Source organism: Streptomyces sp. WMMC1477, assembly GCF_027460245.1.
GTDB lineage: Bacteria > Actinomycetota > Actinomycetes > Streptomycetales > Streptomycetaceae > Streptomyces.
The window spans coordinates 450,526-466,782 of record NZ_JAPZBD010000003.1 but is presented as its reverse complement, the minus strand read 5'-3'; the positions used below and the strand labels follow the sequence as shown (position 1 = coordinate 466,782).

The following is a 16,257-nucleotide window of genomic DNA, read 5'->3' as shown; positions in this document are numbered from 1 at the left end:
AGGGCGTCGGGGGTGCTGGCACGGCCCTACCCCTCCTCGCCGGCGGGGGAGGAGACGGTGGCATGGGCGCAGCAGTCGCACCCGGTCCGGGCCTGGCAGGCCAGGGCCTCGCGGTAGCGCTGCCACACCAGCTCCGCCACCTCCGGAGCCCCGCCCACGACGTCCGCCACCCGCACGTCCGTCTCCGGGTACACGCCCGACCAGCCCTCGGCCTGGAGCGCCATGCGTCGCGTCAGCTCGTCCGGGAACAGGGACCAGGGCAGGACGACGACCCGCCGTGCGCCCAGCGCCCGGCAGCGCTCCAGCCCGGAGGCGACGTCCGGCGCGGCGACGGAGACGAAGCCGGTCTCCACGCCGGCGAACCCCCGGCCCTCCCACAGCAGCCGGGCCACGCGGTGCACCTCGGCGTTGTCCTCGGCGCGGCCGGAGCCGCGGCCGACGAGCAGCACCGTCGTGGCGGCCCGGTCGGCCGGCGTCCGCGCGCCCCCGCCCAGAGCCTCGTCCACCCGGCGCTCCAGCGCGTCCAGCACGAGGGGGTGCGCACCCAGCGGACGGCCGGTGACCACCTCCAGGTCCGGCTGGGCTGCGACGACGCGGGACGGGCCCTGCGGGAGCCCGCCCGCGGCGTGGGCGCCGTCGGCGTCCGTGGTCAGCGGCACGGTGACCAGCCGCCGCACCCCGCGGGCGGCCAGAGCGGAGACGGCGTCCTCCGGTGAGGGGACGGTGTGCCCGGTGAAGCCGAGGGCGACCGGGGCGCCGGTCCCGCCGTCGCCGAGGGCGTGGACGAAGGACCGGACGGCCTCGGCCCCCGCCTCGTCACGGATACCAGGGCTGAGGGCGAGCAGGGCTGGCGCGGTGGTCACGGGTGCTCCTGTGGGTGATGCTGGCGGGGACGGCCGGTCAGCGGGCACGACGTTGTGCGACGGCGCAAGTGACCCTAGAGCCACCGGCCTCCGGCGTGGATTTCAGTTTGGCAACGACCAGTTCCGCGTCCGGCCCCGCGCTGAGCAGGGCGGCCGCCTCGGCGACGCTCGGTGTTCCGACGGCGCGCGCGGCCGCCGGTGCGGGATGCGGCACCGGCACGGCGGCCAACTCCGCGGCGCCGTAAGCCCGCAGGGGAACCCCCAGCCGTTGCGCCGCCCGCCTCAGCCCCGGCTCGTGCGCCTTCCCCGCCACGGTCGCCAACTCGGCGACCGCGTCCGGTGGAAGACCGGCCGAGGCCAGCGACGCGGCGATCACCGAGAGTACCTCCTCGGCGCCGGCGCCGCGCCGCGCGCCCAGGCCGACGCTCACCCGGTCGGTGGGGTCCATGCCGCGCAACCCTCCACGAACCGCTGTGCCAGGGCCGGTTCGGCCGCCCAGTGCACATGCAGGTAGGACGCGTGCACGTTCCCGGACACGAAGCCCTCGACCCGCCGCTCGGGCCGCACCAGGCCCCAGGCGGGACGCCCGCCCGCACCCGGCTCGGTCGTCGTGCGGTGGAACTCGTGCCCCCGCACCCGCGTACCCGCCTGCGCCAGGACGCTGTCCCCGACGGCGACCGCCTCCCGGTAGCCCAGCGTCAGCCGGCCCGTCATCCGGGCCGACACGTCCAGCACCCCGCACATCGGCAGCCCGTCCAGCTCGCGGCCCAGGTAGAGCAGACCGGCGCACTCGGCGGCCACCGGGCCCGTGAACCGCGCCACGGCCTCCCGCAGCCGCTCGTTCGCCGACAGCTCCGGCCCGTACACCTCCGGGAAGCCGCCGCCGATCACCACCCCGGACGTCCCCTCGGGCAGCCGCTCGTCGCGCAGCGGATCGAACGGCACGACCTCGGCGCCGGCCGCCCGCAGCAGCTCGGCGTGTTCCGTGTAGGCGAACGTGAAGGCGGCCCCGCCGGCCACGGCCACCACCGGCCGCCGCGCGGAGGGGCGTTCGGCCGGCGGTCGCCACGCCGACTCGGCCAGCGGCGGGGCGCTGCGGGCCAGCGCGAGCACCGCGTCGAGGTCCACGCCCGTGCGCACCTGGGCGGCCAGCGCCGAGGCCGCGTCCACGGCGTCCGACCGGCGCTCGGCCACCGGCACGAGACCCAGATGCCGGGACGGGGCGCTGACCTGGGGCTTGCGCAGCAGCGCGCCGAGCACCGGCACGCCGGACTCCGCCAACGCCTCGCGCAGCAGTTTCTCGTGCCGGACGGAGCCCACCTTGTTCAGGATCACCCCGGCCAGCCGCACCTCCGGGTCCCAGGACGCGAAGCCGTGCACCAGCGCCGCCACCGAACGCGACTGCGCGGAGGCGTCCACCACGAGCACCACCGGGGCCCGCAGCAGCTTCGCCACCTGGGCCGTCGACCCGGTCTCACCCAGCCCGCTCGCCCCGTCGAACAGGCCCATGACACCCTCGACGACGGCGAGTTCGGCACCGGCCGCGCCGTGCAGGAACAGCGGGGCGATCCGCTCGGGACCGCACAGGTACGGGTCCAGGTTCCGGCCGGGGCGCCCGGTGACGAGCGCGTGGTAGCCCGGGTCGATGTAGTCCGGGCCCACCTTGTGCCCGGAGACGGCCAGGCCGCGTTCGGCGAAGGCCGCCATCAGCCCGGTGGCGACGGTGGTCTTTCCGCTGCCGGAGGCCGGCGCGGCCAGGACGACCCGGGGGATGTGCGTCATGCGATCACCACTCGATGCCCCGCTGGCCCTTCTGGCCCGCGTCCATCGGGTGCTTGACCTTCCCCATCTCGGTGACGAGGTCGGCCGCGTCCAGCAGCTGCTGCGGCGCGTTGCGGCCGGTCACGACGACGTGCTGGGTGCCCGGACGCTCCCGGAGCACCCCGACGACCTCCTCGACGTCGATCCAGCCCCAGTGCATCGGATAGGCGAACTCGTCGAGCACGTAGAGCCGGTACGTCTCGGCCGCCAGGTCGCGCCTGACCTGCTCCCAGCCCTCCCGGGCCGCCTCCTCGCTGCTGGCCATGTCCCGCTGCACCCAGGACCAGCCCTCGCCCATCTTGTGCCAGGCGACGGTGCCGCCCTCGCCCGAGGCGCCCAGCACCTTCAGCGCCCGCTCCTCGCCGACCTTCCACTTCGCCGACTTGACGAACTGGAACACCCCCACCGGCCAGCCCTGGTTCCACGCCCGCAGCGCGAGCCCGAACGCGGCGGTCGACTTCCCCTTGCCCGGGCCCGTGTGGACCATCACCAGCGGACGGTTGCGCCGCTGACGTGTCGTCAACCCGTCGTCCGGCACCACGCTCGGCTGTCCCTGCGGCATTACGCGACCCTCCGTACGTCCTTGACCAGCGCGGACACGGTGTCCGCGCGCAACTCCTCCAGCGTCACCGCGGGCGCCGCCAGATCCCGGGCCAGCTCCCCGGCCAGGCCCAGCCGCACCGGGCCCGTCTCGCAGTCCACGACGACGGAGGCCGTGCCCTCCGCCGCGAGCAGCCGGGCCGCCCGCCGGGCCCGCGCCACCGGTTCCACGCCGCCCGTCGCCCGCCCGTCGGTGACGGCGACCAGCAGCGGACGCCGCGAGGGGTCCCGCAGCCGCTCGACGCGCAGCACCTCACGGGCCGTCAGCAGGCCCGAGGCCAGCGGGGTGCGGCCACCGGTCGGGAGCGACTCCAGCCGGGCCGCCGCCGTGTCCACGGACGACGTCGGCGGCAGGACGACCTCGGCATCCCCGCGCCGGAACGTCACCAGGCCCACCTTGTCGCGGCGCTGGTAGGCGTCCAGCAGCAGCGACAGCACGGCCCCCTTGACGGCGCCCATCCGCCGCCGGGCCGCCATCGACCCCGAGGCGTCCACGACGAACAGCACCAGGTTCGACTCCCGGCCCTCGCGCACCGCCTCGCGCAGATCGTCCCGCCGGACCAGCAGTCCGGGGCCGCCGCGGCCCCGGGAGCGCTGGTGCGGGGCGGCGGCCTGCACCGTCGCGGCGAGGTGCAGCTTGCCCAGCGCACCCCGCGGGCGGCGGGCCCCGGTGGTGCGCCCCTGAGCGGTGCGGGCCCGGGAACGGCGTCCGGCCGCGCCCTCGCCGACCCCGGGCACATACAGCGTCCGGGTCCGGAACGGCTCCGCGGCCGGGGCCGGGGCCCGCTCTCCCGGGGCGCCCTGCCGGGGCAGGGCGGGCTCGCTCTCCGGCGCCTCGGAGCCGGGGGCGTCCGAGGCCTCCGGTGCGCCGGGCGGCGGCGTCTCCTCGTGGCCCTGTTGCGGCGGGCGTCCGCCCGGGCCGCCGCCGTCGGGTCCGCCGTCGGGTCCGTCCGGCCCACCGCCGTCCGGTCCGTCAACGGGGCCCTCGCCGTCGGGGCCGCCGTCCGGGTCCGGGTCCGGGTCGGTGTCGCCGTCGTCGCTGCCGCCGTTGGCCTCCAGCGTCTCGTCGAGCTTGTCCTCGTCCAGGCCGGGGGCGTCGAACGGGTTGCGGCGCCTGCGGTGGGGCAGGGCCAGCAGAGCCGCCTGCCGCACGTCCTCCTCCAGCACCTCGGCCCGGCCGGCCCACGCGGCCAGGGCCGTCGCCGTGCGCGCCATGACGATGTCGGCACGCATCCCGTCCACCTCGAAGGCGGCGCAGGTGGCGGCGATCTGGCGCAGGGCCGCGTCGCCGAGCCGCACCTCGGGCAGCAGGGCGCGGGCGGCGGCGATGCGCTCCCTCAGCTCCGCCTCCTCGGCCGTCCAGCGCGCGGCGAAGCCCTCCGGGTCCGCGTCGAAGGCCAGCCGCCGGCGCACGACCTCGACCCGCTCGTCCGTCTCCCGGGAGGCCGCGACCTCCACCGTCAGGCCGAAGCGGTCCAGCAACTGCGGGCGCAGCTCGCCCTCTTCCGGGTTCATCGTGCCCACGAGCAGGAACCGCGAGGCGTGCCGGACGGAGACGCCCTCCCGCTCGACGTAGGAGGCGCCCATGGCGGCCGCGTCCAGCAACAGATCCACCAGGTGGTCGTGCAGGAGGTTGACCTCGTCCACGTAGAGCACGCCGCGGTGGGCGTCGGCCAGCAGTCCCGGCTCGAACGCCTTCACCCCCTCGGCCAGCGCCCGCTCGATGTCCAGGGCGCCCACCAGACGGTCCTCCGAGGCGCCGACGGGCAGCTCGACCATGCGCGCCGCCCGCGCCTCGCCGGGGCCCGCCTCGTGCGGACCGTCGGGGCACCGCGGGTCGGGCGCGGCCGGGGCGCAGGAGAACCGGCACCCCGGCACGACGTCCAGCTTCGGCATGAGTGCGGCGAGGGCGCGCACCGCCGTGGACTTGGCGGTGCCCTTCTCGCCCCGCACGAGCACGCCGCCGATCGCCGGGGACACGGCGTTGAGCAGCAGTCCGAGCCGCAGATCGGCCATGCCCACGATGGCGGTGAACGGGTAGGGCGTGCTCATGCGTGGTCTCCTTCCTGGTGGGCCGGTGCTCCCGGCGGTACGAACGGCAGGCCCGCCGGGACCCCGTCCTCGATGAGCCGGAGCAGCGCCGCCGTGTCGGCGTGCTCCTCGATCAGATCGCCGAGCCGGTCGAGCTGTTCCTCGCGCAGCGCGGCGAAGGCGGTGTCCGGTGCCGGGACGAACGCCCGCCCGGTGTCCCGAGCGACGCGGCGCAGGAAGGCCCGGCGGAAGGCGTCGCTCTCCAGCGAGCCGTGCCAGTGTGTGCCCCACACGGCGCCCACGCGGCAGCCGTCCAGGAAGGGCTCCCCGCCCAGCACCTCGGCGAGCCCGTGGTGGATCTCGTAGCCCTCCACCTCCTCGCCGAGCGCTTTGCCCGTGGGGCGGGCGAGGGTCTTCTCCCGCGCGAAGCGCACCCGCACCGGCAGCAGCCCGAGCCCGTCGACGACACCGGCGTGCGACTCGACCTCGTCCTCGATGCGCTCGCCGAGCAGTTGGAAGCCACCGCACAGGCCGAGGACGGGACGCCCCTCGGCGGCCCGCCGGGCCAGCGCGTCGGCCAGCCCGCGCCGGTGCAGCCAGCGCAGCGCCCCCACGGTCCCCCGGGTGCCGGGGACGACGACGAGGTCGGCGTCGGCCAACTCCTCGGGCCGGTCGCTGAACCGCACGACGACGCCGGGCTCGGCGGCCAGCGCGTCGATGTCGGTGAAGTTGGACATCAGCGGAACGGGCAGGACCGACACCCGCAGGACGTCCGCGCCGTACGGCGGTGCGGTGGCCGCCTCGCGCACGGTGCCGCGCAGGGAGATCCGCAGCCCGTCCTCCTCGTCGATGCCCAGCCCGTGCCGGTGGGGCAGCACCCCGAGGGTGGGCCGCCCGGTCAGGCGGTGCAGCATGTCGAGGCCCGGCTCCAGCAGGGAGACGTCCCCGCGGAACTTGTTGACGACGTACCCGGACAACAGCGCCTGGTCCTCCGGGGACAGCAGGGCCGTCGTCCCGAAGAAGGAGGCGAACACGCCGCCCCGGTCGATGTCGCCGACCACCACGACGGGGATCCGGGCCGCGCGGGCCAGCGCCATGTTGACGATGTCGGTGCGGCGCAGGTTGATCTCGGCCGGGCTGCCCGCGCCCTCGCAGATGACCGCGTCGTGCGTGCGGCGCAGCTCGGCCAGGCAGTCGGTCACCGTGTCCAGCAGTCCCGCGGCGCGGTCGCGGTGGTATCCGCGGGCACTCAACTCCCCGACCGGTTTGCCCAGCAGCACGACCTGGCTCGTCCGGTCGGACCCGGGCTTGAGCAGCACCGGGTTCATCAGCGCGCTCGGCTCGACCCGGGCGGCGGCGGCCTGCATGGCCTGCGCGCGGCCGATCTCGGCGCCCTCCCGCGTCACGAAGGAGTTGAGCGACATGTTCTGCGCCTTGAACGGGGCGACTCTCACGCCCTGCCGGGCCAGCCACCGGCAGATGCCCGCCGTCACCACGCTCTTGCCGGCGTCGGAGGTCGTCCCCGCGACGAGCAGCGCACCACCGGGCTCACCGGCTGCCATGCGTCCTCCTCGATCGGTGGGCGCGGACGGCGCTCCGTCCGGCCGCTCCCGCGGCGGCGGTGACCACCAGCGCCGCCAGTCCCACGCGCCGGGACAGCCGCACGGCGCGTTCCACGTCGGCCACCGTCACCGCGCGTCCGGCCGCCCCGCCCAGCACCGGACGGTGCTCGACGCGTCCGCCGTAGGACAGGGTGCCGCCCAGCCGCACCCCGAGGGCCCCCGCGAACGCGGCTTCCACCGGACCCGCGTTGGGCGAGGGGTGCCGGCCCGCGTCGGCTCGCCAGGCCGCCCGTGCCCCGGCGGAGTCGGGCCCCAGCAGCACCGCGAGTGCCGCCGTCAGCCGCGAACCCGGCCAGCCCGCGACGTCGTCGAGGCGGGCGGCGGCCCAACCGAACCGCCGGTAGCGCGGGGAGCGGTGACCGACCATCGCGTCCAGCGTGTTGACGGCGCGGAAGGCCGCCAGCCCGGGGACGCCCGCCAGGGCCCCCCACACCAGGGCGCCCACGACCGCGTCCGAGGTGTTCTCGGCGACCGACTCGACGACGGCCCGGGCGATGCCGTCGGCGTCCAGGGCCTGCGGGTCGCGACCGCACAGGTGCGGCAGCCGCTCCCGGGCGCGCTCGACGTCGCCTTCCGCCAGCGCGCCGGCGACGGCCCGCGCCTCCCGGCCGAGTGAGGTCCCGCCGAGCACCGCCCACGTGGCGGTCCCGGCCAGGGTGACGCGCAGCGCCCGGCGTGCGGGGGTGGGCAGGCGGTCCAGCGTGCTTCCGAGCGCCGCGGCGGTGGCGGTCACGCCGCCCACGCACAGCGCGGTGTGCGCGGCGCCGGCCGCGCGGTGGTCGCGCCACAGGGCGTGTTCGAGACGGGCCGCGGTGCGGCCGAAGGCGGCGACGGGATGGGCACGGCGCGGATCGCCGGCCAGTGCGTCCCCGAGGAAGCCGAGTACGACTCCGGTTGCGGTCAGGCCCATGGCGTCGTCAACCCGCCACGGGCACCTGTCCGACGGGTGGGGCGGCCGGGTCAGGGGGCATGGCGGTGCCGGGCATGGCGTGTGTCCTCACTCAGGGTCCGCGCCCTGGCTCGACGTGACCGGCGACGAGAGTCTCCTGGCTCCCGGATCAACACGTCCCCCGGCCTTCCAGCCCGCGAGGGGCCGTGACGTCGGGTGGGGGAGTGCTCCCCGGTGACAGTGGCGGGACCGCGCCGGATTCGCACCGGCTTCCTCTTCCTGCCGCCGTTGTGGCAACGCGAAGTCCACCACGCCCCGCATATGCCGTCAACTCGGCCTTGACCTGCGGCGCGCGAGTGTGAGCAGGCCCACGGGGACCCCGAGCACAGCGCCGAGGGGCACGGGCGCGGTCCCGTGCCCCTCGGTCAGATGGGAAGCCGGGTCGGACGGGCGCACCGGCCCGTCCGTCGTTCGTCGTTGACGCCTCGCGTCCGGGCGTCACGGCGTCTGCCACCGTGCACACGTCTCCGGCCGCATGACGATGCGGCAGACGGCGTCGTGCGCCTGCCGGGCCGGAACGGGCCTCAGGCGGCGATGATGTAGATCCCGTACGCCACGGCCGCGGCGCAGAGCGCGTAGGCGGCGTAGGCGCCCACACGGGCCGGGGCGCTGACACCGCCGTCCGCCTTGCGGGCGGAGCCGCCGACGATGCCGAGGGTGAAGACGCCCACGAGGGCGACGGTCGCCAGCAGGCTGACGCCGAAGACCTGGCCGAGTGCTGCCCAGTCGATGTTCATCACGCTGTCCTTGGGAGTCCTGGGTCATGGGGGGGGGCCGCGGGGAGCGGCGGTGGGCCGGGGCGGAGCCCCGGCCCGGGGGCGGCGTCAGACGGCGCCGGCGGTGGGACGTCCGGCCGGGGCGGAGCCGTCCTGCTCCTCCTCGCCGGAGGCCGGGCGCTGCACGCCGACCGGCGGCGGACTCACGGCCCGGACGGCGGTGGTGACCACGCCGGAGGCGTCGTCCTCGCCGGCGGCGGACTCGTCGTCGTTGACGTTGGTGTGGTCGACGACCTCACGGCGGGAGGCGGCCCAGATCACGGCCATCGCGGCCACGAAGAGGACGGCGACGGTGGTGATGCCCCAGTCGCCCTGCTCGGCGAGCAGTGTGGCGAGGGCGGCGACCGCACCGGCGGCCGGGAGCGTCAGACCCCAGGCGGCGAACATGCGGTACGCGGTGTTCCAGCGCACCACACCGCCCTTGCGGCCGTATCCCGAACCCATGACGGAGCCGGAGGCGACCTGGGTGGTGGAGAGGGAGAAGCCGAGGTGCGAGGAGGCCAGGATGGTGACCGCCGAGCTGGTCTGGGCGGCGAAGCCCTGCGGGGCCTGGATGTCGGTCAGACCGCGGCCCATCGTGCGGATGATGCGCCAGCCGCCGAGGTAGGTGCCGAGCGCGATGGCGACACCGGCGGAGGCGATGACCCACAGCGGCGGCTCGGCGTCTCCCGCGATGACGCCACCGGAGATGAGCGCCAGGGTCATCACACCCATGGTCTTCTGCGCGTCGTTGGTGCCGTGGGCCAGGGAGACCAGGGCGGCCGAGGTGATCTGGCCGGCGCGGTAGCCGCGCGAGGTCCGCTCCGGGTCGGCGTTGCGCGCCGCCCGGTAGGTGACGCGCGTCGCCAGGAAGGCGGCGAGGCCGGCCACGACCGGGGCGATGAAGGCCGGGATCAGGATCTTGCCGAGCACGGCACCGCCGTCGATGGCACCGATGCCGACGGAGGCCACGGTCGCACCGATCAGACCGCCGATGAGGGCCATGGAGGAACTCGAGGGAATGCCGCCCAGCCAGGTGAGCAGGTTCCACAGGATCGCCCCGACCAACCCTGCGAAGATCACTTCGGGTTGGATGCCGGACGTCTCGTCGATGATGCCCTTCGAGATGGTCGTGGCGACCTCGATGGAGAGAAACGCTCCGACGAGATTGAGGATCGCCGACATGGTCACCGCTGCCTTGGGCTTCATAGCCCCGGTCGAGATGGTCGTGGCCATCGCGTTGGCGGTGTCGTGGAAGCCGTTCGTAAAGTCGAACACCAGGGCCGTGACGATCACGATCCCGATCAGCAGCGTGAAGTGTTCCATTCACCCGGCAATCAGTTTGGGCGGTCAGGTTGCTCAGCGAACGTAAGGACGATGAGTGAACGGAAGGTGAACTGGGGCGGGCTTCAGGGTGTCATGGCTCGGGGGAGGTGTGGCGGACCGTCGTCCGGCCCTTGGAAACAACCGGCTGGACAAGAGCCTCCCGGCCACATCGAGACGCTGGTCACAGTAGCTTTCCGTGGGGTGCGGACCGCGTTCCGGCGCCTCCGCGAGCCGCCCTCGCGCCCCTGCGCCCCCTCTTTGCCTCACGCCCCCACCGAGACCGATTCGAGATCTTCCGCACGTCCGACGCACCCACCCCGAGAGGCAGGCCCGTGCCCCAGCCCCAACACCACCGTCCCCTCCCCGCCGAGGAGGCGCCACCGGCCTGGTCGGCCGCCTGGCACGAGGTCGTCCGCACCGCACGCCGCACCGCCGAGGCCGGACTCGTCGTCGGCACCTCGGGGAACGTCTCCGCGCGGGTGGAGGACGTCGTCCTCGTCACGCCCAGCGGCATCCCCTACGACCGGCTCGGGCCCGCCGACCTCTGCGCCGTCCACCTCGACGGCAGCCCCGCGGCCGGGGCGCGCAGGCCCACCAGCGAGCTGCCCCTCCACCTGGCCGTCTACCGCGAGACCGACGCCGCTGCCGTCGTCCACACCCACGCCGTGCACGCCACCGCCGTCTCCACGCTGGTCGACGAACTGCCCGCCGTCCACTACATGGCCGCCGCGCTCGGCGGGGCGGTCCGCGTCGCCCCCTACGCCACCTACGGCACCGAGGCCCTGGCCACCCACCTGCTCGCCGCCCTGCGCGACCGCACCGGCTGCCTGCTGCGCAACCACGGCACCGTCGTCCACGGGCGCGACCTCGACCAGGCCTACGACCTCACCGCGCAGCTGGAGTGGATGTGCCAGGTATGGCTGGCCGCCGCCGCCGTCCCCGGCCGCACCCCGGCGACCCTGCCACCGGAGGAGCTCGACGTCGTCGCCGAACGTCTCCGCGGCTACGGCCAGCGGCCGGGCCCCGGGGCGGCGGACCGCTGAACCTCCCGCCCGCTCCGGCCGCCGCCCCCGCACTCCCGCCGTTCCCGCCGCCCCCGTCGGTTCCCGGCCGCGTCCAGGGTCCCGGGGCGCACGTTCGGCGCAGGTCCGGTGGCACGGGGCAGCAGCCCGCCGCACACTGAACGAGATGCGTCCCGGAACCACGGCGGCCGTAGCCGCCTCCCTCACCGCGCTGGGTGCCGGAGCGGCCGTCGCGGCCGGCCGGTACGCGGCCGGAGCTGCTCTGAGGCCCAACGCCGGAGGCACGCCGCCCGGCTTCGACGGCCCGCCGCTGACCGTGCACGGCACCGCCCCCGGCCAGGTCACGCTGACCCGCTCGCTCGACTCGCTCATCCCCGGCATCTACGGGCTCACCGGCCGAGGCTGCCACGCGGTCATCGGCAACGTGCTGGACGCCGGACGCCACGACGGCCACGTCGACGGCGCCTCGCCCGACACCGTCGTGCGCCGGCTCGTGCGCGTGACCGAGGGCGAACTGAGCCCCGGCACGCGGGTGCGGATCACCCCGCAGGTCTACCGCGGCACCCCCGGCGACGCCCTCGGCCTGGAGAGCGAGGACGTCTCCGTCCCCGGGGAGCTCGGGCCGATGCCCGCCTGGTTCCTCCCCGGTGCCCGGGAGACCTGGGTCATCGCCGTCCACGGCCTCGGTACCACCCGGGACCACCCGATGGTGGTCATGCCCCTGCTGCACCGCATGCAGTTCCCCGTGCTCTCCATCAGCTACCGGGGCGACCCCGGCGCGCCCTCGCCCGGCGACGGCGTCGGCCACTTCGGGGACGCCGAGTGGCGCGACCTCGACGCCGCCCTGCGCTACGCCGTCGGTCGCGGCGCCACCCGCATCGTGCTCATGGGCTGGTCCGTCGGGGCCACGATCGCCCTGCACGCCGCCGCCCGTTCCGCGCTGCGCGGCCACGTCGCCGGGCTGGTGCTCGACTCGCCCGTCCTCGACTGGCGCGGCACCGTGCGCGCTCTGGCCGCCCGCCGCGTCCCGCACAGCCTGCTCCCGCTGGCCGTGCGCGCCGCCGAGAGCCGCACCGAGGCCGCCGCCGAACGGCTGGCGGACGCGGTCGACCCGGAGCGCCTCACCGAGCCCGTACTGATCCTGCACGGGCCGGGGGACGCCGTCGCCTCCTGGGACGACACCCTCGACTACGGTGCCGCGCGGCCCGACCTCGTCACCGTCCGCGAGGTCCTGAACGGGCGCCACGGCGGCGCCTGGAACGCCGACCCCATGGGTTGTGAGGAGTCCCTGCGGCGCTTTCTCACCCCGCTCATGTGACCCCGGCGGTGGGGCGAGTGCCCCCGCCATGTGGGTGACCACGAGCGCGGTTTGGGCTTTTCGGGGCTCAGCAGGAAGACTGCCCCCCGTGACGTCCCGTACCCCGCGAGACACCAGGCTGAGCATCGTCCCCGAGCAGGCCCTGGCCACGGCCCGCCGATCCGTGTCCGTGCGCCGCTCCCGGCCCGCTCCGCGTCCGCCCGCCCGGCTGGCGCCCCGCGAACAGCTCGCCCGTCAGGCCCGCGCGGCGCTGGGCGAGGCCGTCCGCCTCGCCCGCTGGGCCGACGCCCGCGGCCGCTCACCCGTCCTCGACCCCGGCCCCCCCGCCGAGGCCCTGGGGCTGCCCGCCGGCCAGATCACCGTCCACTGGGACCGGGCCCGGCTCGCCGGCCTCGTCGAGCTGCACGCCGACGCCGTGCGCGCGGGCTGGCGGCTGCGCGCCTGGGACCGGGACGACTCCGCCGTCCTGCGGGGCTGGGTCGCCCTGTTCGACGCCTGGTCGCTGGCCTGCCCCGCCCCGGCCAGCGCCGACCCGTCCCTCGTCGGCGACGTCGTCGTGGCGGCGCCGCAGCTGCTGTCGGTGATGCATCTGTCGTCCGGCCCGGTGACCGAACCGGCGCTGCTCGAACTGCTCACCCAGCGCATCGCCGAGCTGCACGCCGAGCGGGACCGCACCGGCACGCCCGTGCCCGGGACCGCCCCCGGCGAGCCCGCCGCCCTGCTGGCCTGGGCCCTGGACGGGCTCTCCGCCGTCGGCGCCCTCACCCGCTGCCAGGACCCGGGACAGCCGGGGCAGGCCCAGCTCACCCCGCTCGGCGACTGGGCGGTGTGGGCCAAGCTGGAGCAGATCTGCGTCGCCGCCCTCAGTCCCGCGGGGAACATCGAGCAGTGCGCCGAGGACATGCTGCGCGGCTGCGCCCGCCTCTCCCCGGGACCGGCCCGCGACGAGTACCGGGCCTGGCTGGCCGCCCGGCCCACCGGTCCCGCCGTCCGGGAGCTGCTCGCCGCCGCCCGGGGCGAGGACGCCCTCGTGCGGGCCCTGGCCTTCGAGGCCCTGCGGGTCGTGGGCGCGCCGGCCGAGCCCGCCGTCCGCGAGGCCGCCGCCGACCCCGCGCTGCGGCCCTACGCCCTGCTGTGGGTCGCCGAGCACGAGGGCGCGGACCCGGAGGACCTGGCCGGCGGGGCGCCCGGCGTGCTCAGCCGTGACGAGGCCGCCTGGCTGTGGGTGGACACCGCCGCCGCGGTCGCCGACCACGGTGAGAGCCAGCTCCTCGTCGACCACCTGGAGTCCGCCGTCCGGGACAGCGTTCCGCGGCTGCTGGAGGAGGTGCGGGCCACCGGGCACCCGCGCACCGTGCAGGTGCTGGTGGCCCTGGCCGCCGCCCACCCGGACCCGGCTCTGGCCAGGGCCGTGCGCCGCGCCGCCTTCCAGGTCCACTCCGGCGGCGCCTGAGCCGTCCCGAGGCCACCCGCCCCGGAGGGCGCCGTCCGGACCGTCCCGTCCGGAGCGCTTGGTCAGCCGGCGGCGCGGTCCGGGCTGTAGGTGCCGAAGACCCAGACGTTGCCCTCCAGATCGCGCGCGATGTAGTCCCGCGAACCGTAGGACTGGTCGACGGGCGGCGAGAGGATCTCGGCGCCGTTCTCCGCCGCCCGCCGGTGATGCGCGTCGCAGTCCTCGACGACGACGTACACCGTGGTCGGGCCGGCGTCCCGGGTGGCCTCGGCGAAGGCGCCCTCACCGCCCTTGGAACCGAGCATCACCGTGCCGTTGCCGTAGGAGAGCTCGGCGTGCAGGACGGAGCCGTCGTCGGCCGCGTACACCATGTCCTCGGTGAACCCGAACGCCGCCTGGAGCTGGGCGATCGCGGCCTTCGCATCGGCGTAGAGCAGCGTCGGGAAGACGCTGGGCGGGGCGGTCTGCGCGGCCATGTCGATCACCGGACCTCTCTCGGTGCTGCGCCGAAGGGGGCGACGTCCGCGCCACAGTCTTCCAGCCGGGCCCGGCCCGTGCGCGGCGGCGGAGCCCGGCCGGGCGACGGGGAGGCGGGAAAACCGCTTGCGGGGCGCCGGTAGACTTCCCCGCATGGAAACCCCACTCACGCATTAGCCGGCGACGTACGTCCACCTGCCGCCCGTCGCACTCCCGTGCCGACGGCTCCCGCGCCCCCGCCAGGCGGCGCAGCGCGGCCGTGACCCACAGCCCGCCAGTTCCGTACGTACGTCGTCCCGCCCAGGAGTTTCCCCGTGATCACCGTCTCCGGTCTCGAGCTGCGCGCAGGTGCCCGCGTCCTCGTCGAGTCGGCCAGCTTCCGTATCGCCCGCGGCGACCGCATCGGCCTCGTCGGCCGCAACGGCGCCGGCAAGACCACGCTCACCAAGTGCCTCGCCGGCGAGGGCGTGCCGGCCTCGGGCACCATCACCAACAGCGGTGAGGTCGGCTACCTGCCGCAGGACCCGCGGACCGGCGACCTGGACACCCTCGCCCGCGACCGCATCCTCTCCGCCCGCGGCCTCGACGTCGTCATCCGCCGCATGCGGGAGAACGAGGACCGGATGGCGGACGGCAAGGGCGCCACCCGCGAGCGCGCCATGAAGAAGTACGAGCGGCTGGAGACCGAGTTCCTCACCAAGGGCGGCTACGCCGCCGAGGCCGAGGCCGCGACCATCGCCGCGAGCCTCGGGCTGCCCGACCGCGTGCTCGCCCAGCCCCTGCACACGCTCTCCGGCGGACAGCGGCGCCGCGTCGAGCTGGCCCGCATCCTCTTCTCGGACGCCGACATCCTGCTCCTGGACGAGCCGACGAACCACCTGGACGCCGACTCCGTCGTCTGGCTGCGGGACTTCCTCAAGACCTACCGCGGCGGCCTCGTCGTCATCTCCCACGACATCGACCTCGTGGAGACGGTGGTCAACAAGGTCTTCTACCTCGACGCCAACCGCTCCCAGATCGACCAGTACAACATGGGCTGGAAGCAGTACCTGACGCAGCGCGAGGCGGACGAGAAGCGGCGCCGCAGGGAGCGGGCTAACGCGGAGAAGAAGGCCGCCGCGCTCAACTCGCAGGCGGACAAGATGCGGGCCAAGGCCACGAAGGCCGTCGCCGCTCAGAACATGGCCCGCCGGGCGGAGAAGCTGCTGGCCGGGCTGGAGTCCGAGCGGCAGTCGGACAAGGTGGCCAAGCTCCGCTTTCCCGACCCGGCCCCCTGCGGCAAGACGCCGCTGACGGCCGAGGGGCTGTCCAAGTCCTACGGCTCGCTGGAGATCTTCACCGACGTCAACCTCGCCGTGGACCGCGGCTCGCGCGTCGTCATCCTCGGCCTCAACGGCGCCGGAAAGACGACGCTGCTGCGCCTGCTGGCGGGGGTCGAGGAGCCGGACACCGGCGCGGTGCGGCCCGGTCACGGCCTCAAGCTCGGCTACTACGCCCAGGAGCACGAGACGCTCGACCCGGACCGCACGGTGCTGGAGAACATGCGTTCCTCCGCGCCCGACATGGACCTCGTCCAGGTCCGCAAGGTGCTCGGCTCCTTCCTGTTCTCCGGTGACGACGTCGACAAGCCCGCCGGCGTCCTGTCCGGCGGGGAGAAGACGCGGCTCGCGCTGGCCACGCTGGTCGTCTCCTCGGCCAACGTGCTGCTGCTGGACGAGCCGACGAACAACCTGGACCCGGCCAGCCGGGAGGAGATCCTCGGCGCGCTGCGCACCTTCACCGGTGCCGTGGTCCTGGTGACGCACGACGAGGGCGCCGTCGACGCCCTCCAGCCCGAGCGGATCATCCTGCTGCCCGACGGCGTGGAGGACCTGTGGGGCGCCGACTACGCCGATCTGGTGGCCCTCGCCTGAGGACCCGGAGCACCCTGAGCCGCGAGGTCCCGAGGTCCCGAGGCCGCGAGGCCGCGAGGTCCCGAGGCGCTGAGAGCCGGCCGGCTCTCAGCTTCTGACGCCCCGGG

14 protein-coding genes and 1 riboswitch are annotated in these 16,257 nt (G+C 75.4%); of the genes, 4 read left to right on the top strand and 10 right to left on the bottom strand.

Annotated features, from left to right (window positions below):
- Nucleotides 1-26: 26 nt before the first annotated feature.
- The 9 genes from O7609_RS02565 to O7609_RS02525 form a co-directional block, all read right to left on the bottom strand.
- Nucleotides 27-863, bottom strand: coding sequence for a sirohydrochlorin chelatase (locus O7609_RS02565; RefSeq protein WP_269733275.1), 837 nt, complete (start codon nucleotides 861-863; stop codon nucleotides 27-29).
- Nucleotides 864-900: 37 nt separating this feature from the next.
- Nucleotides 901-1,311, bottom strand: a complete 411-nt coding sequence (locus O7609_RS02560; protein WP_269733274.1) for a cobalamin biosynthesis protein — start codon at nucleotides 1,309-1,311, stop codon at nucleotides 901-903.
- Nucleotides 1,290-2,645: a cobyrinate a,c-diamide synthase gene (locus O7609_RS02555; RefSeq protein WP_269733273.1), complete on the bottom strand. Its 1,356-nt coding sequence runs from the start codon at nucleotides 2,643-2,645 to the stop codon at nucleotides 1,290-1,292. The genes O7609_RS02560 and O7609_RS02555 overlap by 22 nt, the downstream gene beginning before the upstream one ends.
- Nucleotides 2,646-2,649: 4 nt before the next feature.
- On the bottom strand, nucleotides 2,650-3,246 hold the full coding sequence (cobO, locus tag O7609_RS02550) for a cob(I)yrinic acid a,c-diamide adenosyltransferase (RefSeq protein WP_269733272.1): 597 nt from the start codon (nucleotides 3,244-3,246) through the stop codon (nucleotides 2,650-2,652).
- Nucleotides 3,246-5,336, bottom strand: a complete 2,091-nt coding sequence (locus O7609_RS02545) for a putative cobaltochelatase (RefSeq protein WP_269733271.1) — start codon at nucleotides 5,334-5,336, stop codon at nucleotides 3,246-3,248. Before O7609_RS02545 ends, cobO begins: the two co-directional genes overlap by 1 nt.
- Nucleotides 5,333-6,877, bottom strand: coding sequence for a cobyric acid synthase (locus O7609_RS02540; protein ID WP_269733270.1), 1,545 nt, complete (start codon nucleotides 6,875-6,877; stop codon nucleotides 5,333-5,335). Before O7609_RS02540 ends, O7609_RS02545 begins: the two co-directional genes overlap by 4 nt.
- Nucleotides 6,864-7,847, bottom strand: a complete 984-nt coding sequence (locus O7609_RS02535; protein WP_269733269.1) for a cobalamin biosynthesis protein — start codon at nucleotides 7,845-7,847, stop codon at nucleotides 6,864-6,866. The genes O7609_RS02540 and O7609_RS02535 overlap by 14 nt, the downstream gene beginning before the upstream one ends.
- A gap of 109 nt (nucleotides 7,848-7,956) precedes the next feature.
- Nucleotides 7,957-8,145, bottom strand: a riboswitch (cobalamin riboswitch).
- A 265-nt stretch (nucleotides 8,146-8,410) separates the two neighbouring features.
- A complete protein-coding gene (locus O7609_RS02530; protein ID WP_219090852.1) occupies nucleotides 8,411-8,623 on the bottom strand; it encodes a hypothetical protein in 213 nt (70 codons plus the stop codon).
- A gap of 87 nt (nucleotides 8,624-8,710) precedes the next feature.
- Complete coding sequence (locus O7609_RS02525) at nucleotides 8,711-9,967, bottom strand: inorganic phosphate transporter (protein ID WP_269733268.1); 1,257 nt, start codon at nucleotides 9,965-9,967, stop codon at nucleotides 8,711-8,713.
- 332 nt (nucleotides 9,968-10,299) lie between these two features.
- On the opposite strand from O7609_RS02525, the gene O7609_RS02520 reads away from it, so the two are divergent.
- From O7609_RS02520 to O7609_RS02510, 3 genes are all read left to right on the top strand, one after another.
- Nucleotides 10,300-11,010 (top strand): class II aldolase/adducin family protein, encoded by a 711-nt coding sequence (locus O7609_RS02520; protein WP_269733267.1) that lies wholly within the window; start codon nucleotides 10,300-10,302, stop codon nucleotides 11,008-11,010.
- Between the two features lie 145 nt (nucleotides 11,011-11,155).
- Nucleotides 11,156-12,307 (top strand): alpha/beta hydrolase family protein, encoded by a 1,152-nt coding sequence (locus tag O7609_RS02515; RefSeq protein WP_269733266.1) that lies wholly within the window; start codon nucleotides 11,156-11,158, stop codon nucleotides 12,305-12,307.
- 88 nt (nucleotides 12,308-12,395) lie between these two features.
- Nucleotides 12,396-13,760 (top strand): hypothetical protein, encoded by a 1,365-nt coding sequence (locus O7609_RS02510; protein ID WP_269733265.1) that lies wholly within the window; start codon nucleotides 12,396-12,398, stop codon nucleotides 13,758-13,760.
- A gap of 62 nt (nucleotides 13,761-13,822) precedes the next feature.
- Here O7609_RS02510 and O7609_RS02505 read toward each other — a convergent pair whose 3' ends face one another.
- A complete protein-coding gene (locus O7609_RS02505) occupies nucleotides 13,823-14,236 on the bottom strand; it encodes a VOC family protein (RefSeq protein ID WP_269743006.1) in 414 nt (137 codons plus the stop codon).
- A gap of 315 nt (nucleotides 14,237-14,551) precedes the next feature.
- Here O7609_RS02505 and O7609_RS02500 point away from each other — a divergent pair, with 315 nt between their 5' ends.
- The gene (locus tag O7609_RS02500) at nucleotides 14,552-16,150 is read left to right on the top strand and encodes an ABC-F family ATP-binding cassette domain-containing protein (protein WP_269733263.1); all 1,599 of its coding nucleotides are present in this window, start codon (nucleotides 14,552-14,554) and stop codon (nucleotides 16,148-16,150) included.
- Nucleotides 16,151-16,257 lie beyond the last annotated feature (107 nt).